Origin of the sequence: Bacillus sp. RZ2MS9 (genome assembly GCF_001816185.2) — a bacterium.
GTDB lineage: Bacteria > Bacillota > Bacilli > Bacillales > Bacillaceae_G > Bacillus_A > Bacillus_A cereus.
This window is the reverse complement of record NZ_CP049978.1, coordinates 812,670-836,315: the sequence shown is the minus strand read 5'-3', so window position 1 is coordinate 836,315 and position 23,646 is coordinate 812,670. Positions and strand designations below refer to the sequence as shown.

Here is a 23,646-nt window from a genome sequence, read left to right as displayed (position 1 = left end):
TCGCTCCTTCTTTCTATGCTACTTTTAGTATAACAAAAAAGAAGCCTATCATGATAAGCTTCTTTTCTTCTCTCTTATTTGTTCATACTTTTTTCAACAAGTGAAATCGCATACTCTAATGTACGATTCATCGTTTCTACCTGTGCATCTTTTACTTGCACATCTTGTAATACAGCTTCTGCAACTGTAATTTTTTGTTGCAATGATTTCACTGAACCATCTGTTACATTTACAGCTTGCGCTTTCTTCACTACTGCTTTTGCAGATTCAATATTGATTTGTAATTTTTCTTTCGTTGTTTTTGGTTGTTCTTCTACCACTTTTGATTGTACGAATGTTACATTAGCTGATTTTAATTCGTTATATGTTTGAATAATTTGTTCCCCAGTACTTTCTACATTTTCAAATGCTTGCTTTGCAATGTTATAGCTTTTCTCTAATTCTTGAAAGGCTTCCTTTGAATATTGACCTGGCTTATCACCAAATTCATACGTACCCGCTAACACTTCTTTTACTTTTCCAAGCTCTTCAAATAACGCATTTACTTGCTCTAACTTCGTACGGTTAAAAAACTCATTGTATGATGCTAATACTTCTGAAGAACTTAAAGCTTTACTATATAATTTTGCTAACGCGATTTGTCCATTTAACGGAATACCACCATTTCCGTTACTATCAGGATCCGCTCCAAATGCAAATGGTACGTTCGGGTTATAAACTTTTCCTTGAGCTGGCTGACTATTTACTTTTTTACCATCTACGTAAATTGCCACTTCGCTTCCGTTATACGTTCCTGTTAAATGATACGTTTTGTTCGCTTCTAATTGAACACCAACACGTTTATAGCTACCTCCAATGTGAGCCCATAATTCAACATATCCACTTCCTGTAGACTCAAATCCAATTCCGCCGCTCTCTGTATTTTGCAAAATACCTTGTCCGCGAATTTCATTCATTGAAAATACAGTTTCTAATGTAAACGTATTTACTATTTTCTCTTTTTGTACAGCTGAAAATGGAAGGTATCCAAATGTATTTGCTTTTCCGTTTAACTTCATAACATTCTTCTTCAATGCTTTATCATATTCAATAGTCACATTGCCCTTCACATCACCTTTTGTACCAAATGGTGAATTGTCTTTAAATGTACCATCTGCAAAGTTTACATCGAAAACATCAGCTTTTGGTACTTTCACATTCGGGTCAATATTATCTTTTTTCGTAGTAATTTCCGCAGTTAACGGCTGTGCGGTTTCATTGCCAAATGAATCAATCGCAACTACTTCAAGTGTATATGCTTTCCCGCCATCTAACCCTGCAAGCGTAAACGTAAGATCTTTCGGCACTGGATCACGATAAAACTCTGAGAATGCTAACAATTTATTTTTTATTTCACCCGTTTGCTTATCTCTAGCCTGCACACGGTAAGAGTGAACAAGGAGGTTGTCCAATGCTTGCGGGAATGTTACTGTTGCCGCATTTTCTGTTACATTTGATACAGCAAGCTTTGCATCTTTAGCAAAGTAAGGCTTTTCTTTATCACGATCTTCTACATGTGTAAATGTTTCTTTCTTTGCTGGTAATTTAATTTTCCAAGGCTCGCCTGTCCAAGAATTCGTATGGAAATCACGGCGATTAATCGTCACTTCTTCTTCATCTACTTCTACTAATAAACCTTGGCTTAACGTACTAGCTCCTGGCGGGATATTCCCTTGTACTTTACCACCTTCAACTTCCATATAACTTACTGAAGATGTACCAACTGATGTAAAGTCTTTTTGATGTATCGATCTCGGATCATCTAACGGATAATGTGAATGACCTGAAAACGTAATAACTTGTGGGTATTCTTTTAATACTGCATTAATTTTCGTGCTATCTTGTGTTCCCCATTCCTGACTACCGTACACTGTATCTTTAATATGTTGATGTAAAAATACAAAAATCGGTTTTTCTGGATCATCTTTTTGTGCTTTTGCCATTTCTTCTTTTAACCAATTAATTTGCTTGTCCGAATAATAACCATGTGTTGTTCCATTCTCTGGAGACATAACAAGGAAGTGATAACCTTTGACCACTTTATGATAATAAATTGATTCCATACCTGTTTTTTCTAAAAATCTCTTTTGCGCTCCAGCTTCTGATAAGCCATTCCAATAATCATGATTCCCTAGAGAATTCATTCGTACCGCATCTTTATTTGCATTTTCATTATATACTTGCATGAAACGATCATACTGTTGTACCGATCCTGAATCAGTAAAGTCTCCCACAATTACGAACGCATCTTGCTTCGGTGCTAATGCATTAAACTGTTCAATCGCTCTTTTCCAGCGAAACGTATCATCCGTTCCACTATTTTTAATATGTACATCACTTACAACTGGAAAAACTATCTTCTTCTCACTTGATGCCTTTTCTTGCTTTTTCTCTTCTGCTTTAACTGATGTGCTCCATGGAAATGATACGAATGCTAATACAAAAACCATCAATAATCCAATAAGGCCTTTTACTTTTCGTAAATCAGTTCTGTCCACGTAAATCCTCCTCATATAATGAATTAATTACAATGGTTATTGTATCGAACACATATTAACTTCGTTTAAAGTGAAAATGAAATTTATTTAACTTTTGTAAATATACAGTCATTTTTCTGTAACATCCAACATTACTTGTATTATCTTATACAAGTACCTTGTGTCTAACAGACTCTTATTCATTATTATGATTTGGAAGCCTATTAAACAAACTTTCCTGAAATTTTTCGCCCCTTTATTAACACAACTATCGTTTTCCAACATTTAATAGTAATAAAAAGAAAGTATGAAGGGAGGAGCTACTAATGGCTTGTAAAAAAAATATCGGCTGTTATGCCCCTTTATCTATCATCTGCCCTCCCTATGATCCACCTAATCCACCAGAACCACCAGGCTGTGAATTAATTACAAATGAATTTGCCGGTAATTTTCTTATAACAAAAGAAATTCCACCACCTTCTGAAAATCCTACATTAATCTTATGGGAAGGAGATGGTGTAGTTAAAATATCTGGTACCATTTCTGTGTATAATAGTACTAGTAGTACTGCAGGAATTACCGTTCAAATTATCGGAAAGGTGACAAATACTTTTACAGTCTATCCTGGCAACACAATGTCATATACAGGTCAATCCTTACAATCTGTGGCTATCATTGATATTCCAAATAACCCAACCCGATATATGGAAGGAAAATATTGTTGTCAATTCTCATTTTGCTTATAAATTTCTTCACCACCTTAACTTACAAACTATATAAAAAAGCATACCACTTGGTATGCTTTTGCTTATGAAATTGGATAACGTACTGTCAGACATAATTGTCCTTGGCTTACTCCCGTTCCTGTTGTTACAATTTGAATTGTAGTAAAGTATCTTACTGTAAATGATCCACTGCTTTGTGGTTGTACAGTAATTGTATTCACCACTGTCGCTCCTACTAAAAAATTCACCGTAATTGGAGCTGTACCTACATCATATTTCACATAACCTGATGCATATAAATCTTGCGTAATATTATTCGTATACACTGTTTCAGTTACCGCACCAGTAGCAGCCCAATCTATACATACCTGATCTTGAACAAGTGTTTTACTGGAACAGCATGATAAGTTAGAATTGTACATCTTAGCCCTCTCCTTTTCTATTATGAAAGTGGATAACGTGTAGTTATACAAAACTCCCCTTGATATGTTCCAGCTGTTGCAGCAGGTAAAGTTACTTCAATTGTTACGAAACGACGGTACGTAAAAGCTATACTTGTTCCTGGGTTTAATGTTTGTGTATCAATTGTAGCGCCTGCTGCATCTAAAACTGTCAGTGTGATCGGAGCCGGTCCGACGTCATATCGAACAAACCCTGTTCCAATCATATTTTGATTAATATTATTGTTGTACAGTACATTCGTAATAGCAGTCGCCACTACAGTTCCTGACCACGGACTACACACTTTATCTTGCACATAATTTTTATCTGGACAACAAGTTAATGCTGACCCTGAGCACTCACAAGACATAGTTGTTTCCCCTCTCTCTTTTATATTCCCTATATGTGTATGTCCCTCAGAGTCTTTTGCCTGTACTATTCATCTATTTTCAAAAAATATTCAAATGACTAGATAGATTCCGTTTTGTTTCTTTTCTTCATATATTTATAGACAAAGATACTAGCAACGATAAGAATAACGCCGCCTAATATCGGTAGCATATATTGTCCAACAACGTCCGCTGCTTTTTCCCAATGCGGACCTAATTTCATTCCAAAATAAACATACAAAGTCGTTAACGGGAACATTGCTACAAATGTATATATACTAAATTTCCATATGTTCATTTTCGCCATACCACACGGAACAGAAATAAGCGTTCGAACCCCTGGTACAAAGCGTCCAACAAATGCTACAACTGGTCCATATTTCTCAAAGAAATCATCTGCTTTTTGAATTTGTTCTTCTTTAATAAAGAAGTATTTTCCGTATTTTATTAATAGCGGACGACCACCATAATAACCAAGTGCGTATAACGTTAACGGTCCTGTCGTTCCACCAAGTGTCCCTGCTAATACAGCCAACCAAAAATTCATATCTCCCTCGTATACCCAATACCCAACCATAGGCAACACTACTTCTGCCGGAATAAATTCAAACGTTAATGCTAACACAACTCCAAAATAAGAAAACTGCTTTAAAAACTCGATTATATCTAAAATTATTTGCTCCATATTTTAACTCCTATCCTACGTTTACGTTATGCTTTTCTTGTAATTGAACTGGCGCCATTTTTACAATTCGGTTCAAAATAAATAACACAATTCCAATATCATCTAAAATACCGATAAACGGTAGGAAGTCTGGAATTAAATCAAGCGGCATCGCAACATAACCAACTAAAAAAGCAACAGATAAAATTTTCTTCTTTATTGAAACCTCTTTTGAAGTAAAAAAGTCAAATAGGAATGGAACAAATCGGCGAACATGAAATACAACTCTTAATCTACTAATAAGTTTTTTCATTTTTATATCTCCTCTCTTTGTATACGAAAAGGACCCTACCAAATATGGTAAGGGTCCTCAAAAAGACAGAAAGGGGCCTTTACCATTGCTGGTAAAGGTCTCACTAACAACGAAACGTTGCCAATAAAGCCGAGGGTTTCTCCCTGTAATGACGACTTTACTGTAATAAGTTACTCCCCTTTATACACAATTTTATACACTCACATTAAAATATTTCAGAGGGCTTGTCAATATATTTTATATCCCAATCCCTTTCGTAAAAAACAAAAAACGTATAGGAAATTTCTTACTATCTCATAATATACATAATCATTTTTGAACGAAAGGAGATGTTTCATTTGCATACTGTATGGAAAGGTGCACTTTCACTTGGACTATTAAATATAGGCATCAAACTATATAGTGCCGTAGAAGAAAACGACATAAAATTTTTAAGTCTCCATAAAGAATGCTTAACACCTATTAAATATAAAAAGTTCGCTCCCGATTGTACGGATGAAGAAATTGATGATAACGATATTGTAAAAGCCTATGAATACGCACCTCATAAATATATTATTATGGATGAAAAAGAATTAGCTGAATTACAACAAGCTCATGAACCACGATCCATTCGTATTATATCTTTTGTCCAAAATAACGAAATTGATTCTGTTCTTTATGATCGCTCTTATTTTATAGGACCTACCCCAGGACATGAAAAATCCTATTTATTATTAAAAGAAGCTCTTGAACGTACAAATAAACTTGGGCTTATTCATATTTCTATTAGAAAAAAACAACATTTAGCTATTATCCGTAACTTTGAAGATGGACTAATGTTACAAACCATCCACTACCCTAATGAAATTCGCGCTATAACAAATACACCTAACTTACCAAGTAACGAAAATTATCCTATACAAAAACAAGAACTCACCGCAGCAATTAATTTAATCCACCACCTTACAAATCCTTTTGAACAAGAAATGTATACAGATGAATATAAAGAAGCCCTTACCGAATTAATCGAGAATAAAATTGAACAACAGGAAAAAACTGAAAAAATCTCTCCAGCTCCGAACATCATTAATATTATGGAGACATTACAGGCAAGCATTGAACAAGCAAAAATAAAAAGAGACAATAAAACAGAAAAAGAGGCCAAATAAAATTGACCTCTTTTTCTTTAAAGCGGATTACATTTCGGCATTTCAAGCCCAGACGATTGAGCTAGTTTTAATAAGTAGTAACATTCTTCTCTTGCCATATGATCTGCCATTCTAGCTGATAGTGCACTTAATACTTCATTCGATAACTCGAGCTCTTCCACTTCATGTAAAAAATGCGAAAATAATTTCAATTCAAGTGAAACATCTTTCGTAAACTTCTTTAATGCTGGAAAATGATGAAGCTCCGTTCGTAAATACCCTGTCATTTCAACTGCCTTTAAGTAAAATTGTTCAAAATGCTTCGTAAATTCTTCGCTTTTCTCTTTTAATCTTTTTTCAACAAGATCTAATCCACCAGAAATAGAGCCTGCATGACCAGCCGCATCCGTTAACCAAACGAGATGATAATGTAATTCATGAAAAACAGGCGGAACTTCCCCTTTCTTCAAAAACTCTAAAACTGCTATATACTCTTCCACTTCGTTTACCATATGATTAATAAAAGTTGGCGTAAAATGAATCGTAATTTTCCCTTCCAGCTGTTTCTGTATAATATTTAATTTAAACGCCCGAATCTCCTTAGCGGCTTGTTCTGCCTCTTTTGAAAATGCCATCAGATTCACATTCCGAACTTTATTTAACAAATTCGTAAATGTTTCAACAAAGTAAGTAGCTTTTTTTATATCCTCTTTTTCCTTCGGAGCTAATGCATCCAGTAAAAATTGTGCATGATCAGTAAGTACCTTTAACCAAAATTGATGCTCAAACAACGCACTTTCTTCATAATTTCTCTCCACTAAATCCCCTCCGTCTATTCATCCTTCTCTATCACTTGAAGTTTATATCCATCCGGGTCTTGTACCACAATACTCTTCTCACTTTTGTTTTCTGTATATGCGATTTTATAAAATACTAACCTCTTCTTTACATTCTCTATGTTAGAAATTGAAAACGTTAGAACATCAACTGAGTCCGTAACACTCTTCTCACGCCCGCCCAAACTGCGCTTCATAATAAAACTAATTCTCGTTGAGTCAGCATCATACCAAACCCCTGTTACATCTAATTGAGGTCTTTCTAAACTAGGTTTAATTCCTAAAATCCCTTCGTAAAAATACAAAGTTTCCTTTAAGTTTTTCACTTCCAATACAATGAATTGTTTCACATTCTCCACATTCATTCCCCCCGTACCTATTACTTTTTTATATGTGTCATAAATGCCTATTATGTCTGAATACAATACGTAGTAATGAACACTTAAGGAGGTTTATTCGTGAATAAATATATGAGATCATTCGTGCCCTATCATAGTCCTCTCGATCCCTGTCCTCCTATTGGAAAAAAATATTATTCTACTCCTCCTAATTTATTTTTAGGCTTTCAACCGCCAAACTTACCACAATTCACACCAAAAGAAGCACTACAAAAAGGGACTTTATGGCCTGTTTTTTATGACTATTATGAAAATCCTTATAAAAAAGGGCGGTGACTACTGTCGTGAATCAATCGCTACCAGAAGAATACTATAAACTTTTACTGGAGCTTCAAGAACTGGACTTTGTACTAGTTGAACTCACTCTTTATTTAGATACACATCCAGATGACACCGCTGCGATTAATCAATTTAATGACTTTTCCTATAAACGGAGAGTATTAAAACAAAAGATGGAAGAAAAATACGGACCACTCCAACAGTTTGGAAACAGCTATTCTAATGCCCCTTGGGAATGGAGCAAAGGTCCTTGGCCATGGCAAATATAAAGGAGAGAAACTATGTGGATTTATGAAAAGAAATTACAATACCCAGTTAAAGTGGGAACTTGCAATCCCGCACTTGCAAAATTATTAATCGAGCAATACGGTGGTGCAGATGGAGAATTAGCTGCTGCACTACGTTACTTAAATCAACGTTATACAATTCCTGATAAAGTCATTGGCCTACTTACTGATATTGGTACAGAAGAATTTGCTCACCTTGAAATGATTGCTACGATGGTTTATAAGCTGACGAAAGATGCGACCCCTGAACAAATGAAAGCTGCTGGTCTTGACCCTCATTACGCTGATCATGACAGTGCTCTTCATTACCATAACGCTGCTGGTGTTCCATTTACTGCAACCTATATACAGGCTAAAGGTGATCCAATTGCCGATCTATACGAGGATATTGCAGCTGAAGAAAAAGCACGAGCAACATATCAATGGCTCATTAACTTATCAGATGATCCAGATATAAATGACAGCCTACGCTTCTTACGTGAACGAGAAATTGTCCATTCACAACGTTTCCGAGAAGCAGTTGAAATTTTAAAAGAAGAACGCGATAAAAAAATATTTTTTTAAAACACGTATCCTAGCGATATGTGTTTTTTTATGTTAAAAGTTAAATCCTTCCTATTAAACATATAAATAGTATATTTATTCGATTTAATGCATTATTTTTTAATATTTTCAAAATTCCCTATTGCTTTCTAGTCATCAGACCTTTAAAATAATAACAGTTACTCGACAAATTATTTGAATTTTCGACAAAAACACTCATTAGGAGGATTTTCTTTATATGCATACAACTTTAAAACCAGCGCAAATACTTTCGATTAGTTTATTACTATTCGCAGTTTTCTTCGGTGCTGGTAATATGATTTTCCCGCCCCTTCTCGGTCTTTCTTCCGGAGAAAATATGTGGGTTTCCATTACAGGGTTTATTATTACAGACGTCGGTTTATCTTTACTTGCTATCGTTGCTGTTGCCCTTGCTGGTGGTAGTTTTAACACTTTAGCGAGCCGTGTTCATCCAAAATTCGCAGCAGTATTCGCTATCATTATTTATCTTTCAATCGGCCCACTATTTGTTATTCCACGAACTGGATCTGTATCTTATGAAATCGGGATTGCACCACTTTTCCCAGATCAATGGTATTCTATGTTAGTTTTTAGTGCGATTTTCTTTACAGTCGTTTACTTCTTATCATTAAATCCATCCAAGCTAGTAGATCATATCGGTAAAATATTAACGCCAATTTTACTTGTAATTATTGCAATTATGGCAACAAAAGCGATTCTTTCACCAGGAACGTTTGCAGAGCCTATCGGTGACTATAAAGACATCCCGTTTTTCAAAGGATTTCTTGAAGGATTTTTAACGTTAGATGCAATTGGCGCTCTCGTACTATCAACAATTGTTGTAAATGCAATTCGTCAAAACGGTATACAAGAGAAGAAATCTATCGCGAAATATACAATCATTTGCGGAAGTATCGCTGCTCTATTCTTAACAATTGTTTACTTCTTACTCGGTTATATTGGAGCTTCAAACGGAAACTTAGGACAATTCGAAAACGGTGGGCAGCTATTAGCTACTGTTATGTATCAATTTTTTGGGACAAGCGGTAATATTTTATTAAGTATCGCCATTATCTTCGCTTGTTTAACAACGGCAATTGGTGTTGTAAGTGCATTTGCAAATTACTTCACAACAGTGCTAACAAATGTTTCATACAAAAAGCTTGTACTATACGTTTGTATCTTTAGTTTCGTTATTTCAAACTTAGGATTAAGCTTATTAATTAAAATTACTTTACCTGTATTAATTATTTTGTACCCAATTACGATCATTTTAGTTTTCGTATCATTTATCGATAAATATACGAAACGTAAACCTTCTGTCTACATTGGAGCGATGATCGCAGCGTTTATTATTAGCTGTATTCATGCACTTGATAATGTGGAAATGATACCAGATTTTATCGCTAATATCGTACACACCATTCCTTTTTATAACTTAGGAATTGGCTGGATCATTCCAGCAATAATCGGTGGTATAATTGGATACTTTATTCCGCAAACAGAAGCTGCAGGTGAAGTTTCTACAAAATAAAGAAAAGAAGCAAGCATGAAATCCATGCTTGCTTCTTCTTTCTCTTCACATCGTATGTTTAAAAGTAAATAACTCTTCTTTTGACTGCACAACAGGCTGTTCCTCTTCTACATCTTTCCTCTTTCTCTCCCCTCCTAACCTTACTTTCAACATTGCCTCTTCTATACTTTTCACAATCATATTTCCTGAAAAAATAGTTAGCCCGAAAAATGTAATTGGGACGAGAGGAATCCATGGATGCACTGTTAATGATCTAAAGTATACTCCAATTAAACCTGACCATTCATGCGTATAAGATTCCACCTCTTTTATAGGTCCACCAAACGTAACAGTCGCACCAAAGAACACTTCAAGTAATCCTAAGTGCAGTAAAATAGTAAGACTCTGCGTAAACTGTTGAAGAAATACGAGTATAAAAGTCATATAGAGATGCGGAAAAAGATGTTTTATAACAATACGTCTTCTCGATCCGCCTAATATGCGCGCGGCATCAACAAATTCTTCCGTTCGCAATTTACGAACTTCCTTCGCAACATACAGTGCAATAACTGGCATTACAAGCAGTACAAGTAATACCACTTGAAACGAAGCCCTTTCAAAAAAGGTTGTTGTCTCCTCTCCGCTTCCAAATGCATTTGCAGATTGAAGAAAAAAATACGCAATCATAACTGTCGGAATAACTGTAAAACTATCAAAGAAAGCCTCAATTTTTGAAAATCCTCTTTTTATATACGTTCCGAGTACGACACCGAAAAACACACCTATTACCATTCTAAGTGCCGCAATTAAAATAGATATACCAATCGTCCACTTCGCGCCTTCAATGACTAAATGTAACAGGTCATACCCTTTCCGGTCTGTCCCGAGTAAAAATTGTAATGAAGGTGGAAACGGTGGCACTTGTGGATTTTCATCCACATCATATTGCAATGTAACTTGTCTAATATGTCCATCATTCCATAACGTATTTCCGATGCTCAAAAGAACTAATAGGAGAAGAAACCCAATGCTTATCCAAAATCTTTTATCACGTTTTATATACGTCCACATATTATAATCTCTCCTTCATCGCAGCCGGAATGAGATAATGAAACAATTTAAATAAAATAAAAATCGGAATATATATAAGAAGCACACTAACGATGAAAACCTCAACTCTAATACCGAAATACGATTTCAAAAACATAAAAATACCACCCGTATTAAAAATCCATTCTATAATATATAAATTAGATAACATAAAAAAGATATTCGTTTTCGCAAAGAATAATGTACTAAGCAACACATTTCGTAAAATATGACGATTTAAAATATGAAAGCGCCCCAGCCCTTTCGCCTTAGCAAATAGTACATAATCTTTTTCTAGTTCATTTTCAAAACGAAGCACGACCATTTTTACAAACATAATCGTAGTCGGGATGCTCAAACACAATATTGGCAATCCTCTAATCGACTCGCCTCCAATTGAAGCAATTTGAAAAGGTAAAAAACCTGTTTGTTTAAAAAACCATACAACTAAAATTTGTGATACTAAAATAAGAAGGATATCTGGAATGGATTCTAGGAAGATGAGAAATGATTTAATTCGATGTTGTATACGCGGTGAACTACTCATAATTACATAAACAATACAAAATGCTACAAATAATGAAATAAAAAAAGCAGCTAAAAAAATAATAATCGTTTCTTTATAATGGACGAACAGCTGCGGAAATAAAAATTTACCTCTCACATATTGCAAATTGGAAATATCCATTAAGTTCACAAACACTTCTTGTAAACTCTGTATGTACTTTGATACATCCAGCTTAAATCCATAAAACAATTTCGGCAGAGCCCCTAACATAATAATCCCCAAAATCGAAATAAGAAATTGAATCGTCACTTCCATCCCATTCAAAAATACCTTTTTGACCATTTTCACCCTTCTCTCTCTATAATTTACCCCCTAATTTTATTCTTAATTTTCTGAATTGTAAATATTTTAAAGACAAAAAATCACTAAGCTATGATCCTAGTGATTCTTTATGCGCATGCCTTTCTCTTTTCGCAAACGGCATATACAAAATGAAACATCCAATAAGCGCAGCTATTTCTAATGAAATAATATAGTAAGGATGCGGCCCTAACATATCGAGTAATGAAGCTGTTTCTGGCTTATGAGCTAAAAACATATAATTACCACCTGTTTTGTAATTCACAAACGAAACAAGCGGAATCAATATGTTTAAAAGTATCATCGTACGCTTAATAGATTGCAAGGTCGGTCTATAGCCTTCCACCCAAGTCATAAAGAGTGGTGCCCAAATGAGCAATACATGCGCGCTAAAATATTCAATGAAACGAAAATGTGGAAAAGCATACTGCAAATTTGGCGTTAAAATAGCTTGTGATGCACCAATAATTCCCGTAAAAAATACAACCTCATATATTCGATAACTTTTCGTTACAATCATAATCGACGCTAACAATAAACTAATTGTACATAATTCAAACGGTAATGAAGTAGCTAACTCAAAAATCCCCGCTTTCCACTCCCACATATGAAGCCCAATTTCACTCCCTATAAATAAAAATGCAATCGCATATCGAACTGTTATATTCCACTCACTTTGACGTAATAAATCTTGGTATTGATACAGAAAAAATATCCCCACCAACATAATAAATAATATAAGGGCATGTTGCCTTGAGTATGGAATAAATGGTTTTAATGGGTGCGCGCTAAAATAAGCTTCCATCTTCCTTCCTCCTTTCCTCCATACAATATTATTGTAAGAAAGAAACGACGAGTCAATTCATTTGCTTACACTAGGACAACCTCTACCTTACATTTGCATATTCATACCTTACAAAACTGTAAGGTTATTGTAAGATAAAACGATTTGTCAGATTCTTCACCTCTTCTATACTTAATGTAGATACTAAAACGAACGAAAAGGTGATAAATAGATGAAAAAGAAAAATAAGGTGTTAATTACTAGTGTAGTAGCAATCGGAATTGCAGCTGGATCATACTTTGCATTTGCTGGGGGCGGTTCAGAAGTAGCAATGGCATATAGCGGATATAAAGTAACTGAAAAACAAATCCAAAACGCGCAAAAATTTGGTGGCGAAGTTATTCCAAATGGAATTGAAACTATTTCATTCGATCCAACAAAAGGAACATATGAATTAGCTGTTAAAAAAGGCGATGAAGTGAAAAAAGGTCAGCTTCTATTTAAATACAATGACCCGACTGCTAAACAAGGTGTAACAGAAGCAGAAATGCAAAAGAAAATCGCACAAAAAGAAGTAACGTTGTTCCAAAAACAAATTGATGCGGCGAAACAAAAATTACAAAAAGATAAAAATGCAGGCCTTCCTGCTGAAGCATTAAAAGCATCAGAAGCTGAAGTTGGGCAATTAGAATCACAACTTGAAATGAAAAAGTTTGAAGTTGAAAAAGCTGATGAAATGATTAAAGCAGCAAAAGAGAAAGTAAACACTCTTTCTGTAACAAGTCCTGCTGATGGCGTAATTGATGATATTGTGAAAACTGCTGACGAAAAAACAGGTATGAGCGGGGTTACTCTTCGTCACGCTGGTCAATTTAAGGTAAAAGGTCAACTTTCTGAATATGAGCTTGCTAGTATGAAAGTTGGGCAAGAAGTAACTGTTTCATCAAAAACTGTCGCTGGTAAGACTTGGACAGGAAAAGTAACAGAAATCGGTTCTACACCATTAAAGAGCATAGATGAAAATAAAACTGTTTCTAACTATCAATTCACTGTCACATTAGATAATAGTGACGAATTACAAAACGGCTTCCACGTTTACGTAACAAGTAAATCTGGCGAAGCAACTGGTACAATTGTTCCGAAAAGCAGTATCGTGAAAAAAGGTGACAAAAATGTTGTCTTCGTTGTAAAAGACGGTAAGGCGAAAGAACAAGCAGTTACTGTTGAATTCGAGACTGATAGCGAAGCAAAAGTTTCTGGAGTGAAAAAAGGAGAGGAAATTATCTCTAAACCTGAAAAAGACTTAAAAGATGGTATGGAGGTTGTCGCCCAGTGATTAACTTAAAAGGCATCACGAAATCCTTCCAAAATGGTGCAGAATCCGTTCAAATATTACACGGAATTGACGTAACACTGAACCAAGGAGAATTCACTTCTATTATGGGACCTTCTGGTTCTGGTAAATCAACATTAATGAACATTATCGGTTGCTTAGATAAACCGACGACAGGTACGTACGAACTAGCCGGTCAAAATATTTCAAACATGACTGAAACAGAACTTGCACACGTACGTAATAAAGAGATCGGATTCGTATTCCAAAACTTCATGTTATTACCGAGACTTACAGCGCTTCAAAATGTAGAACTACCTCTTATTTACGCTGGAGTCGATAAAAAAGAAAGACGCGAGCGCTCATTAGCTGCTTTAACAAAAGTCGGTTTAGCTGATCGCGCTACTCACTTACCGAACGAATTATCAGGTGGACAAAAGCAGCGTGTCGCTGTTGCACGTGCAATCGTAAATAACCCAAAATTCATTTTAGCCGATGAACCGACGGGAGCACTTGATACAAAAACAAGCACACAAATTATGGACCTCTTTTACGAATTAAATAAACAAGGCTCAACAATCATTATGATTACCCATGACCGTGAAATCGGGGAAGCTGCAGCACGTCAAATTGTAATTCGTGACGGAAATATCGTCCAAGATTGGAGAGGTTAATTTTGAATACGAGTGAAAATATACGCATGGCCCTTTCCTCTATCTTTGCTCATAAAATGCGTTCTATTTTAACGATGTTAGGTATTATTATCGGTATTAGTGCCATTATTACTATCATTTCAATGGGTGATGGTACAAACGCAAAGTTTAAAAAAGAATTAGGCCAAGGAAAAGATAACGAAGTAACGATTTACTACAACAATCCTGATTACGGAACAGATAGTGCCAAAATCACACCTGATATGCTAAACCGTCTGCAAACTGTACCAGGCGTTAAAGATGTGTATCCAGACGTAAGTATGAAAGTAAAAGCATCTGCTGGTTCAAAAGATGTAAATCTTGATTTAAAAGGTGGAACAGGCGCCTTTATGACAGATTCGAAAATAAAATTAGTTCACGGTCGTGAATTAAATGACAGTGAACTAAACCAAGCAATCCCTGCTGTTATATTAAATGAAGAAGCTTTCAACAAATTATTTAGTAGTGGTTGGGAATCAAATCAATACACAGATATAAAAGGAAAGCCGTATAAAATAGTTGGTGTATACGAAACGAAAAACGACTTTGGAATGCCTATGCCTGAAGGTTATACATCACTTGAAAATGCGCCTGTCATTTCAGGAGTAAATGAGTATGACTCTGTAAGATTAACAATGACCTCTCCGACAGAACGTAAAAGTGTAGAAAAACAAGCCGTTTCTGTCTTAAACGAAATGAAAGCTCCTAAATTTGAGCACAAATTCGAAGCACAAGACTTAGGTGAATTTACGAAACAACTAGACGAATCAATCGGTATGATGAAAATGGTATTTGGTGGTATTGCTGCTATCTCCTTACTTGTTGGTGGTATCGGTGTAATGAACATCATGCTCGTATCTGTAACAGAACGTACACGTGAGATTGGTATTCGTAAAGCACTTGGTGCAACACGTGGTAAAGTATTAACACAATTCTTAATCGAATCTTGTATTTTAACAGGACTCGGTGGTTTCATCGGATTCATGCTCGGTATCTTCTTCGCTTGGATCGTCTCAATCTTTGCTGGATGGCCACTTGTTGTCTCAAAAGAACTTGGACTTCTTGCAGTAGGTATCTCCATGTTAATTGGTATTATATTCGGTTTACTACCAGCTAACAAAGCTGCAAAACTTGATCCAATTGAATGTTTACGATATGAATAAACAAAAACGTAGGAGTTTACACTCCTACGTTTTTTATTTATCTACTGAATTGAGTTTCTTCTATTATATATGTTTCACGTTACAACTATCATTCTAATACTCTTCATTATTTATAGGTACTAAGGCTATTATCTAATTCTATTATTGCAAAAATACTATGTAACAGACGAAAATCAAGGCGTAATTTTTTCCATACTTCGACTGATTTTGTAACAATTATACCGATATTTTATTAAATTTCACCTCATTTATATATTTTCACGCCTAAAAAGATTATCGTTTTATAACTAATTTTCCATTCAAACAGTAAAATATGCTACTTTCGTAACACTATAGATATCACCTAGAAATATTACCGTAATATTATTAACGTTACAGTAATTGAAATACTACTCATTTTGTGTTTCATATGCCCTGATACGCCAAAAAACAACAAGGAAGCGCTATCAGGATATTTATGGAATTGTTACAGAATATTAATGCCCCGTTACGAAAGCTTTGTAATTTTATGTTTTTCGCAAATAAGAAAATAATGGTTGCTATAATGAGGTCAACGAAAACAAATGCAATGGAGGCTATTATGAAAAAATTTATGGGTATAGCAACAGCAGCGGTTTTTGGTCTTGGGATTTTCACAACATCTGCTAAAGCAGAAACAATCGTAACGACTGACGTACTAAACGTACGAGAAAACCCAACTACTGAATCAAAAGTTGTAGGAAAATTATTAGATGGATATAAAGTAAATGTTTTACATACAGAAAATGGTTGGTCAAAAGTTCAATTGAATAGCGGTAAAGAAGCTTTCATAAGCGCTGACTATACAAAAGACACTTACTACGTAACAGCAAACGTATTAAACGTACGTGCTGGAGCAAACACAGACTCAGAGATTCTTGGTAAGTTGAAAAAAGATGATGTAATTGAAACAACACACCAAGTACAGAATGATTGGATTCAATTTGAATATAACGGAAAAACAGCTTATGTTCATGTTCCTTACTTAACAGGTAAAGCACCAGTTAAAGTTCAACCAGTAGTTAAAGTTGAAAAAACGACTAATGTTCAAGATACAGCTAAAGTTCGTGAAGCAGTTAAAGCTCAGGAAGTAGCTGAAACTCAAGCAAAAGCTAAAGCTCAAGAAGCAACTAAAGCTCGTGAAGCGGCAGAAGCTCAAGCAGAAGTTAAAGCTCAGGAAGCAGCTAAAGCTCGTGAAGCAGCTAAGGCTCAAGCAGAAGCTAAAGCTCAGGCAGATGCTGAAGCTCAAGCAGAAACTAAAGCTCAAGAAGCGGCTAAAGCTCGTGAAGCAGCTAAAGCTCAGGAAGCAGCTGAAGCTCAAGCAGCAGCTAAAGCTCAAGAAGCAGCTAAGGCTCAAGCAGAAGCTAAAGCTCAGGCAGATGCTGAAGCTCGTGAAGCAGCTAAAGCTCAAGAGGCAGCAGCTGAAGCTCGTAAAGCAGCTAAGGCTCAAGAGGCAGCTGATCGTGAAGCGGCTAATAAAGTTCAAAAACCAGCTACACAACAACCTGTTGCAAAAGAAACTGAGAAAAACACACAATCTTCTTCTCGTGAGTTCCAAGTTGTAGCAACAGCTTACACAGCAGATCCACTTGAAAATGGTTATAAAGCAGGCGACCAAGTAAAATCAGCTTTAGGTCATAACTTAACAGCTAATCCAAACATGAAACTTATTGCAGTTGATCCAAGTGTAATTCCATTAGGTTCAAAAGTATGGGTTGAAGGTTACGGAGTAGCAATCGCTGGTGATACTGGTGGAGCTATTAAAGGTAATAAAATCGACGTTTTAATGCCAGATAAAGGTACATCAAGTAGCTGGGGACGTAAAACAGTTACAGTTAAAGTATTAAACTAGTTAGTAAAAAAGAGTCAGTCTCATCGTTGAGGCTGGCTCTTTTTTACTCTATTAAACTACTGAAAAATGACATAGTAAATGAAATTATATCAACGATTTTTCAAATATATCTATCGTAACCTACAATATATCAACGATTTTTCAAATATATCTATCGTAACCTACAATATATCAACGATTTTTCGAATATATCTATCGTAATTTATAATATATCAACGATTCGACAAGAGATATCGATTTACCGACAAATTTTGACGTTAAAAGTACTTTAATATTAAAAAGGCGGTCCAAAATTTGGAACGCCCCCTATCTTCCCTATTCCACACAAGTAAACTGCGTCCAAGCTCCTACATAATCTAGTAAGAATAACTCCTCTTCCGCAATTGTACCGACGATATTTTTCCGTTCATCTATCGGCATTTCTTTCAAGATGATTTGCAGTTCACCTTTATACTTTCCGAATGAGTTATTACCAATTACAACTTGCCCTCTTTCCTGTAGCACACTTTCGCGCACTGGGAAGTCATAATCTTTGTACTTTTTACGTACTTCTGTAGAACGTACCATATACTCTGTTATGTCGCCGCGCCTTACGTGTAATTCTTGCAGCGTAGCTCTCTTCTCTACTTCAGTCGCTTCGTCTACAAAGTGTACTTTTAGCTGTAACATGTAGCGATTTAAGTTTCCTAGTTTTTCTAACTCTTCCTCACTCGCATAAGCATTTCCGATAATGACATCATCGATTAGCCCTGTTGCCCATAAATGCTTCGCTTGTACTTCAATTGGTAAATTACGATGCTCTTCTAACGTACATAATCCGTCGTTAATATCCCATGGACCGATGTTTGCAGCATGTGATGTAATAAAGGCTGCACTGCGAATACCATGCTTTTTAAAGCGTTCACTGCAGCGAATGAAATAATCGTACGGAAGACCAGTGAATTTTTGCGGATAAAAATTATGGCAACCAATTAAAGCTGATTTATTCGCTTGATGCGAAAGAATATTTTCTAAGTACGCAATATCGTTACTTACATTTAACTCAATTTTTAAACCGTACGGATTATTCGTCATTTTCGCTTCCGTTAATCCGTCAAAACCTACATCTAAACGAATACCGTCTGCGCCTAACTCTGCGAAAAATGATAGATCGCTATAACTAATACCAAGCTGATCAAACACAGCCGGAGCTACATCTAAAATAACTTCCATATCGTTATCTTTCGCATGATTAATAATTTCTTTAAATTCAGCTACAATTTCTTCTTTCGGACGATTCACAGATAACAAACAAGTAAATATTCTTGAAAAACCGTGTCGTGCCGCTGCGGAAATATAAGCCATATCTTTTTCTTTCGTTGAATGTTCTGGATAAAGTGAAATTCCTAATTTACGCTCCATGCTTTTGCATCTCCTTCACACGTTGTATTAATGCCATGCTCGTAAATCTATATTTTGCAGATAAACACGTTGCACATAAAATTGTCGGTACAATAATTACGTACGGTGATTGCAATCCTAACATTACATATGCACCCATTGAACAACCGATAAATAAAACTGATACTAATAGTAACACTAATAAAGATTTACTTTGTACCCATTTCGAATAATGGGCAATACACTGTCCGACCACGAATGTAATTAAGATGATAATTGCTCCGAGCATTCTGTTTTCTCCTCTCCTGCTAATTGTTGTTTCTCATACATTTTGAAGAATGGATAGTAAATAACGAACGAGATAACAAAGTTAACAAGTACAAGTACACCAGCCATAATTGTCCAGTCCGTACTAATTACCGCTGCAATTGGTGCTAACATCGTAAATGGCAGTTTCGCCATCATGAGTGGAATCATACCTGAAACAACTGCGAAATATGATACTGTCGTTGTCACTAACGGTGTAATAACGAACGGAATAATTAAGATTGGGTTCATTACAATTGGTGCACCGAAAATAATTGGTTCGTTAATATTGAATAAACCTGGTACGAATGATAATCTACCTAACTCTTTTAGGAACTTAGATTTAGAGAACATAAACATAATTACTAAAGCTAACGTTGAACCTGATCCGCCAATCCATACGAACCATTGAATGAATTGCTCTGTAAATAAGTTTGGTAATTGATGTGCATTTCCTGTAGCCGTGAACACTTCCATATTTTCAAGAATTGCTGAATCCCACATCGGACGAATAATTGGTCCTAAAATCGCTGGTCCATGTATACCGAATGACCAGAAAAACACGATTAAGAATACTGTTAATAAACCACCGAATAAATTATTTCCTACTAATACTGATTTTAATGGTGCGATTAAATATGTAATTGTTGTATTTACATCGAATTTCAAACCGTAGCGAATGCCCCAGAATAAAAGAATAACTGCTAACGTTGGAATTAATGCTGCAAACGAATTTGAAACTGCTGGTGGTACACTATCTGGTAATTTAATCGAGATATTATGCTTAATCATAAAATGATAAATTTCTACTGCAATTAATGCTGTAACAATTGCGCCGAATAAAGACGTTGCACTTAATGTTCCTACTGAAATATATCTCCCTGCATCAATAACACCTGGTACAGCTTTCGTAATTTGAATTGGTTCAACTGATGCTAGTAAAAAGGCGAGTACAGATAATAACCCTGCACTTAACTGATTGAGCTGATAAAAGTTCGCGAGCGAAGCCCCTACTCCAAATGCTGCGTATAATGCCATTAGTCCTACTGTAAATCGAAATGGAATATCTAGAATATGGCGAAACGGTGCAATCCATTCCATATATGCATCAATTGGTAAATTTAAAAAGATAACGAAAAATGATCCGACGATCGTTAACGGTAATGTAGAAATAACCCCGTTTCGAATTGCTAATAAATGTCGTTGTCCTGCAATTTTTTGCGTTGTTGGCATAATCTTTTGTTCCATAAAACTCATAAACCCATTCATCAATAGCCCTCCTCTTTCTCTCTACTATAAAAGAATGAAATAAACTTTATAACATTATAATGTTTATATTTAAAAAGATATAATTATGCTAAAACTAATTGTTCTGCTTGCTTAAGCACTTTCAAACCATCACACATACCATAATCTCGTTGGTCTATAATCGCAACTGGTATATTGTATGAATTTGCAAGAAACTCTACAGCTGGAAATAAATATTTCACCTGTGGGCCAATTAAAACGACATCGGCTTCCTTAATTTCAAGCTTCACTAGTTCTGAATCAACCGCCTTAATTTTATAATTCTTCCCCTGTTTCTTTGCCTCTTCCTGCATTTTTCTTACGACCATACTCGTTGACATACCTGCTGCACAACATAATAAAATGTACATCTTATACGGTCACTTTCTCTTCTACTCGTTTATGAAGAGCAATAAATTCTTCAGCCAGTTCTTTCACTGTAATTGCATTCATTAAATGATCTTGTGCGTGCACTAACAGTAAACTAATTTCTGCATGATTTCCTCTTGCCTCTTCTTGAATTAAATCCGTTTGAATACGGTGCGCTGCTGAAATTTCCTCACTAGCAAGTTTCATCTTTTCACCGGCATTCCCGAAATCTCCTTGTCTTGCAAAAGCAATTGCTTCAAGCGCCGCGCTTCTCGCATTGCCACCATGTAAAATTAACGCAAATGGAGTTTGCATATCAGCCATTTTAAATTCCCCCAAGCTATATGTTTTCTATATTTTTATCTTATTATGAAAACGCATACAATTAAACATAAAAAACTTCCGTTATGTAACGGAAGTTTTTATATACTTTTTCAAAATGATAATAAAATTTCTTGAAAATCTTCAATTACCTCGGTCTGAGTAAGTTTCTCTATCGTAGTTTGACTAGACATAATATCATATAAAAAATCATAAAGCCTTTGCAAATCTTCATTATTATTGCGCTTTACACTAAATAAAATAATTACTTGTACTTTTTTATCTCCCCAATCAACAGCCTTTTCAAGTGTGCAAAACATCAGAAAAGTTTCCTCACTTAATAACTGCATCGGATGCGGGATTGCAACTGAATTCCCAACCGCTGTCGGAGACGTATTTTCTCTTTCCATAACAGAAGCATAAAAGTTTTCTGGTACATAGCGTTTCTCAGCAGCTTTTTCACATAAAAACTGAATAACATCCTCTTTCGTAGAAGCATTATGATTTAAAAAGATTAAATCTTCCTTAATATAAGGCTGCACACTAGTATTCACATGCGTAAACAACCGCTGACCAATCGATTTAATCTCTTTATCATCAAATATTGAATTCACTTTTATAACTGGAACAGGCAAGCCACTCGGTATATGAATCGTACTAATAATACAATCTATTTTTTCTTTATAAAGATCTTCTACTTTCAATTGATAATAGCCTGTAATACCTACAATCTCTAATTTATCTCGGAACTGTGATAAAATTTTATATTTTAATAGTTGTGCACTTCCTTGACCAGTCGCACAAACTAATAAGCATCTTTTCTTTTGATTTTGCTCCTGCAAACGGCTCATCGCTCCGCCGAAGTGAATTGCAATATAACCAATTTCACTTTCAGGGATCGATTCTCCCGTATATTCACCAATGATATCTCCAACAAGAACCGCAATTTCAAAAGCATACGGATAGTTCTTTTTCACTTCTGCCAAAAGAGGATTTCTCGTATTTAACTTATACTTCAAACGATTTAATAACGTTTTTAAATGAATACCAAATCCAAATAATAATTCTTCATCATAATAAAAAATAAGATTCCGTTCTTCCGCTACTTTAAAAAGAATATGTTGCATAAATGCATATATATCTTTCCCTAATAGCTCTTCTACATTTTCATAGCGATCTCTCGTTGTAACAGCAGTACTTAATAAATGCATCGTCACATATAATACTTCTTCTTCTGGAAATGAAAATTTCAACTCTTTCTCTAAATCTCCTAAAATCTGCTTCGCAATTGTATATTCTTTCTTTAGTATAAGTTCTGATTGCTCCGCATGCAGTCCTTTCATATAATGTTGACTTTGACAACGCTTTAATGCGATTGCAATATGAATGACTAAATTATCAATTTCTATATCAGATAAATATATTGTTCCGCCTTCAATATACTTTAATATAATTGAACGAATAAGTGATATATGAGGTAGCGATAAATATGTCTCCGTCTGCTCAAATTGCTCATGGAACGGAGTATGGTCATAACGCGGTAAACCATATTGTGATAAACAAGAACGAATATTAAATTCCTCTCCAACAATACGTATACCATAATATGGTCTCTTCTCAATTTGTAATTCATAGCAACCACATATATCTGTAACATCTTTCATAATTAAATTGACCGTTGATTTGCTCACATACATCTCTTCCGCTAATTCTGAAAGCTTCACATATCCCTCTGTCATTAAAACACGCTGCAGAATGTACGCTATTCTTTCTTCATAAGAAGTTGGGATCTTTTCCGTCTGTTTTTGAAATAGACTCACACAAAAGTCTTCAAATTTCTTCTTTTGTATAATTTCTAATTCGTACCCATTCCCTCTTTGCGATTCGATTTTCGCTCCGTTTTCTTCCAATATATCATTTAATAATTTTATATCCTTTTGAATCGTCTTCGTTGATACATGTAAACGGCCTGCTAAAAAAGCTCGATTTAACATCGATTTCTCTTCTAAAAATTCCTCTAAAATAGAAATTAATCGCTGATGCACCTTTGTCATAGCTCTTCCTCTCGCTCTTTATATATAAAGGGGGAAAAGCTGCTGAAATCAGTAGTTTTTCCCCTTTATATTCTC

The 23,646-nt window shown here is 35.3% G+C and carries 26 protein-coding genes; 10 read left to right on the top strand and 16 right to left on the bottom strand.

All coding sequences use genetic code 11. The features are described 5' to 3' along the window. Positions 1-74: 74 nt before the first annotated feature. The gene (locus tag BHV55_RS04310; RefSeq protein ID WP_070757346.1) at positions 75-2,537 is read right to left on the bottom strand and encodes an FN3 and LamG domain-containing metallophosphoesterase family protein; all 2,463 of its coding nucleotides are present in this window, start codon (positions 2,535-2,537) and stop codon (positions 75-77) included. A gap of 305 nt (positions 2,538-2,842) precedes the next feature. On the opposite strand from BHV55_RS04310, the gene BHV55_RS04305 reads away from it, so the two are divergent. Continuing rightward, the gene (locus tag BHV55_RS04305) at positions 2,843-3,262 is read left to right on the top strand and encodes an S-Ena type endospore appendage (RefSeq protein ID WP_000752308.1); all 420 of its coding nucleotides are present in this window, start codon (positions 2,843-2,845) and stop codon (positions 3,260-3,262) included. 62 nt (positions 3,263-3,324) lie between these two features. Here the strand turns inward: BHV55_RS04305 and BHV55_RS04300 are convergent, their stop codons facing one another. The 4 genes from BHV55_RS04300 to BHV55_RS04285 all read right to left on the bottom strand — a co-directional run bounded on the left by BHV55_RS04300 (position 3,325) and on the right by BHV55_RS04285 (position 5,048). Beyond that, positions 3,325-3,663, bottom strand: coding sequence for a DUF3992 domain-containing protein (locus BHV55_RS04300; protein ID WP_000282809.1), 339 nt, complete (start codon positions 3,661-3,663; stop codon positions 3,325-3,327). 20 nt (positions 3,664-3,683) lie between these two features. Then, positions 3,684-4,052: a DUF3992 domain-containing protein gene (locus BHV55_RS04295; RefSeq protein ID WP_001277547.1), complete on the bottom strand. Its 369-nt coding sequence runs from the start codon at positions 4,050-4,052 to the stop codon at positions 3,684-3,686. Between the two features lie 98 nt (positions 4,053-4,150). Then, positions 4,151-4,756 (bottom strand): DedA family protein, encoded by a 606-nt coding sequence (locus tag BHV55_RS04290; RefSeq protein ID WP_000435017.1) that lies wholly within the window; start codon positions 4,754-4,756, stop codon positions 4,151-4,153. Between the two features lie 10 nt (positions 4,757-4,766). Next, the gene (locus BHV55_RS04285) at positions 4,767-5,048 is read right to left on the bottom strand and encodes a YkvA family protein (protein ID WP_000733852.1); all 282 of its coding nucleotides are present in this window, start codon (positions 5,046-5,048) and stop codon (positions 4,767-4,769) included. A gap of 338 nt (positions 5,049-5,386) precedes the next feature. Here BHV55_RS04285 and ku point away from each other — a divergent pair, with 338 nt between their 5' ends. Further along, positions 5,387-6,199, top strand: coding sequence for a non-homologous end joining protein Ku (gene ku, locus BHV55_RS04280; protein ID WP_070757348.1), 813 nt, complete (start codon positions 5,387-5,389; stop codon positions 6,197-6,199). A gap of 17 nt (positions 6,200-6,216) precedes the next feature. Here the strand turns inward: ku and BHV55_RS04275 are convergent, their stop codons facing one another. Beyond that, positions 6,217-6,996, bottom strand: coding sequence for a DUF2935 domain-containing protein (locus tag BHV55_RS04275; protein ID WP_000440973.1), 780 nt, complete (start codon positions 6,994-6,996; stop codon positions 6,217-6,219). A 14-nt stretch (positions 6,997-7,010) separates the two neighbouring features. After that, a complete protein-coding gene (locus BHV55_RS04270) occupies positions 7,011-7,379 on the bottom strand; it encodes a VOC family protein (RefSeq protein WP_044129442.1) in 369 nt (122 codons plus the stop codon). A gap of 93 nt (positions 7,380-7,472) precedes the next feature. On the opposite strand from BHV55_RS04270, the gene BHV55_RS04265 reads away from it, so the two are divergent. The 4 genes from BHV55_RS04265 to brnQ2 all read left to right on the top strand — a co-directional run bounded on the left by BHV55_RS04265 (position 7,473) and on the right by brnQ2 (position 10,076). Beyond that, on the top strand, positions 7,473-7,688 hold the full coding sequence (locus tag BHV55_RS04265) for a spore coat associated protein CotJA (RefSeq protein WP_001046257.1): 216 nt from the start codon (positions 7,473-7,475) through the stop codon (positions 7,686-7,688). 8 nt (positions 7,689-7,696) lie between these two features. Next, complete coding sequence (locus BHV55_RS04260; RefSeq protein ID WP_001076509.1) at positions 7,697-7,960, top strand: spore coat protein CotJB; 264 nt, start codon at positions 7,697-7,699, stop codon at positions 7,958-7,960. Positions 7,961-7,972: 12 nt separating this feature from the next. Continuing rightward, positions 7,973-8,542: a spore coat protein CotJC gene (cotJC, locus tag BHV55_RS04255; protein WP_000265273.1), complete on the top strand. Its 570-nt coding sequence runs from the start codon at positions 7,973-7,975 to the stop codon at positions 8,540-8,542. Between the two features lie 217 nt (positions 8,543-8,759). Continuing rightward, the gene (brnQ2, locus tag BHV55_RS04250) at positions 8,760-10,076 is read left to right on the top strand and encodes a branched-chain amino acid transport system II carrier protein BrnQ2 (protein WP_000557553.1); all 1,317 of its coding nucleotides are present in this window, start codon (positions 8,760-8,762) and stop codon (positions 10,074-10,076) included. 45 nt (positions 10,077-10,121) lie between these two features. Here the strand turns inward: brnQ2 and BHV55_RS04245 are convergent, their stop codons facing one another. The 3 genes from BHV55_RS04245 to BHV55_RS04235 all read right to left on the bottom strand — a co-directional run bounded on the left by BHV55_RS04245 (position 10,122) and on the right by BHV55_RS04235 (position 12,817). Further along, on the bottom strand, positions 10,122-11,126 hold the full coding sequence (locus BHV55_RS04245; RefSeq protein ID WP_070757349.1) for an ABC transporter permease: 1,005 nt from the start codon (positions 11,124-11,126) through the stop codon (positions 10,122-10,124). Position 11,127: 1 nt separating this feature from the next. After that, positions 11,128-11,994: an ABC transporter permease subunit gene (locus BHV55_RS04240; RefSeq protein ID WP_070757351.1), complete on the bottom strand. Its 867-nt coding sequence runs from the start codon at positions 11,992-11,994 to the stop codon at positions 11,128-11,130. Between the two features lie 88 nt (positions 11,995-12,082). Next, positions 12,083-12,817 (bottom strand): YwaF family protein, encoded by a 735-nt coding sequence (locus tag BHV55_RS04235; RefSeq protein ID WP_070757352.1) that lies wholly within the window; start codon positions 12,815-12,817, stop codon positions 12,083-12,085. Positions 12,818-13,028: 211 nt separating this feature from the next. On the opposite strand from BHV55_RS04235, the gene BHV55_RS04230 reads away from it, so the two are divergent. The 4 genes from BHV55_RS04230 to entC all read left to right on the top strand — a co-directional run bounded on the left by BHV55_RS04230 (position 13,029) and on the right by entC (position 17,854). After that, a complete protein-coding gene (locus tag BHV55_RS04230) occupies positions 13,029-14,132 on the top strand; it encodes an efflux RND transporter periplasmic adaptor subunit (RefSeq protein WP_070757355.1) in 1,104 nt (367 codons plus the stop codon). Continuing rightward, complete coding sequence (locus BHV55_RS04225) at positions 14,129-14,803, top strand: ABC transporter ATP-binding protein (protein WP_000609104.1); 675 nt, start codon at positions 14,129-14,131, stop codon at positions 14,801-14,803. Before BHV55_RS04230 ends, BHV55_RS04225 begins: the two co-directional genes overlap by 4 nt. 26 nt (positions 14,804-14,829) lie before the next feature. Next, on the top strand, positions 14,830-15,984 hold the full coding sequence (locus BHV55_RS04220) for an ABC transporter permease (RefSeq protein WP_001986269.1): 1,155 nt from the start codon (positions 14,830-14,832) through the stop codon (positions 15,982-15,984). 457 nt (positions 15,985-16,441) lie between these two features. Continuing rightward, entirely contained in the window at positions 16,442-17,854 is a 1,413-nt protein-coding gene (gene entC / locus BHV55_RS04215) for a cell wall-binding protein EntC (RefSeq protein ID WP_000421970.1), read from the top strand. A gap of 315 nt (positions 17,855-18,169) precedes the next feature. Here entC and BHV55_RS04210 read toward each other — a convergent pair whose 3' ends face one another. The 6 genes from BHV55_RS04210 to BHV55_RS04185 form a co-directional block, all read right to left on the bottom strand. Further along, positions 18,170-19,255 carry a DUF871 domain-containing protein gene (locus BHV55_RS04210; protein WP_061654740.1) on the bottom strand — a complete coding sequence of 362 codons (1,086 nt, stop codon included), beginning with the start codon at positions 19,253-19,255 and terminating at the stop codon, positions 18,170-18,172. Further along, positions 19,245-19,523: a hypothetical protein gene (locus BHV55_RS04205; protein WP_000900048.1), complete on the bottom strand. Its 279-nt coding sequence runs from the start codon at positions 19,521-19,523 to the stop codon at positions 19,245-19,247. The genes BHV55_RS04210 and BHV55_RS04205 overlap by 11 nt, the downstream gene beginning before the upstream one ends. Beyond that, positions 19,499-20,809 carry a PTS sugar transporter subunit IIC gene (locus BHV55_RS04200; protein WP_001013053.1) on the bottom strand — a complete coding sequence of 437 codons (1,311 nt, stop codon included), beginning with the start codon at positions 20,807-20,809 and terminating at the stop codon, positions 19,499-19,501. Before BHV55_RS04200 ends, BHV55_RS04205 begins: the two co-directional genes overlap by 25 nt. Before the next feature lie 83 nt (positions 20,810-20,892). After that, on the bottom strand, positions 20,893-21,198 hold the full coding sequence (locus BHV55_RS04195; RefSeq protein ID WP_000275642.1) for a PTS sugar transporter subunit IIB: 306 nt from the start codon (positions 21,196-21,198) through the stop codon (positions 20,893-20,895). Position 21,199: 1 nt separating this feature from the next. Continuing rightward, positions 21,200-21,520: a PTS lactose/cellobiose transporter subunit IIA gene (locus BHV55_RS04190; protein ID WP_000774631.1), complete on the bottom strand. Its 321-nt coding sequence runs from the start codon at positions 21,518-21,520 to the stop codon at positions 21,200-21,202. Positions 21,521-21,630: 110 nt separating this feature from the next. Then, positions 21,631-23,571: a BglG family transcription antiterminator gene (locus tag BHV55_RS04185; RefSeq protein ID WP_070757357.1), complete on the bottom strand. Its 1,941-nt coding sequence runs from the start codon at positions 23,569-23,571 to the stop codon at positions 21,631-21,633. Positions 23,572-23,646: the final 75 nt, after the last annotated feature.

Excerpts from the sequence above, each read along its gene's own strand:
- brnQ2 (WP_000557553.1), top strand. The coding sequence starts at position 8,760 with ATGCATACAACTTTAAAACCAGCGCAAATACTTTCGATTAGTTTATTA.
- BHV55_RS04290 (WP_000435017.1), bottom strand. The coding sequence starts at position 4,756 with ATGGAGCAAATAATTTTAGATATAATCGAGTTTTTAAAGCAGTTTTCT.
- BHV55_RS04240 (WP_070757351.1), bottom strand. The coding sequence starts at position 11,994 with ATGGTCAAAAAGGTATTTTTGAATGGGATGGAAGTGACGATTCAATTT.
- BHV55_RS04205 (WP_000900048.1), bottom strand. The coding sequence starts at position 19,523 with ATGCTCGGAGCAATTATCATCTTAATTACATTCGTGGTCGGACAGTGT.
- BHV55_RS04245 (WP_070757349.1), bottom strand. The coding sequence starts at position 11,126 with ATGTGGACGTATATAAAACGTGATAAAAGATTTTGGATAAGCATTGGG.
- BHV55_RS04230 (WP_070757355.1), top strand. The coding sequence starts at position 13,029 with ATGAAAAAGAAAAATAAGGTGTTAATTACTAGTGTAGTAGCAATCGGA.
- BHV55_RS04305 (WP_000752308.1), top strand. The coding sequence starts at position 2,843 with ATGGCTTGTAAAAAAAATATCGGCTGTTATGCCCCTTTATCTATCATC.
- BHV55_RS04295 (WP_001277547.1), bottom strand. The coding sequence starts at position 4,052 with ATGTCTTGTGAGTGCTCAGGGTCAGCATTAACTTGTTGTCCAGATAAA.
- BHV55_RS04190 (WP_000774631.1), bottom strand. The coding sequence starts at position 21,520 with ATGGCTGATATGCAAACTCCATTTGCGTTAATTTTACATGGTGGCAAT.
- BHV55_RS04235 (WP_070757352.1), bottom strand. The coding sequence starts at position 12,817 with ATGGAAGCTTATTTTAGCGCGCACCCATTAAAACCATTTATTCCATAC.
- BHV55_RS04285 (WP_000733852.1), bottom strand. The coding sequence starts at position 5,048 with ATGAAAAAACTTATTAGTAGATTAAGAGTTGTATTTCATGTTCGCCGA.
- BHV55_RS04200 (WP_001013053.1), bottom strand. The coding sequence starts at position 20,809 with ATGAATGGGTTTATGAGTTTTATGGAACAAAAGATTATGCCAACAACG.
- entC (WP_000421970.1), top strand. The coding sequence starts at position 16,442 with ATGGAATTGTTACAGAATATTAATGCCCCGTTACGAAAGCTTTGTAAT.
- BHV55_RS04300 (WP_000282809.1), bottom strand. The coding sequence starts at position 3,663 with ATGTACAATTCTAACTTATCATGCTGTTCCAGTAAAACACTTGTTCAA.
- BHV55_RS04185 (WP_070757357.1), bottom strand. The coding sequence starts at position 23,571 with ATGACAAAGGTGCATCAGCGATTAATTTCTATTTTAGAGGAATTTTTA.
- BHV55_RS04220 (WP_001986269.1), top strand. The coding sequence starts at position 14,830 with ATGGCCCTTTCCTCTATCTTTGCTCATAAAATGCGTTCTATTTTAACG.
- BHV55_RS04210 (WP_061654740.1), bottom strand. The coding sequence starts at position 19,255 with ATGGAGCGTAAATTAGGAATTTCACTTTATCCAGAACATTCAACGAAA.
- BHV55_RS04195 (WP_000275642.1), bottom strand. The coding sequence starts at position 21,198 with ATGTACATTTTATTATGTTGTGCAGCAGGTATGTCAACGAGTATGGTC.
- cotJC (WP_000265273.1), top strand. The coding sequence starts at position 7,973 with ATGTGGATTTATGAAAAGAAATTACAATACCCAGTTAAAGTGGGAACT.
- BHV55_RS04270 (WP_044129442.1), bottom strand. The coding sequence starts at position 7,379 with ATGAATGTGGAGAATGTGAAACAATTCATTGTATTGGAAGTGAAAAAC.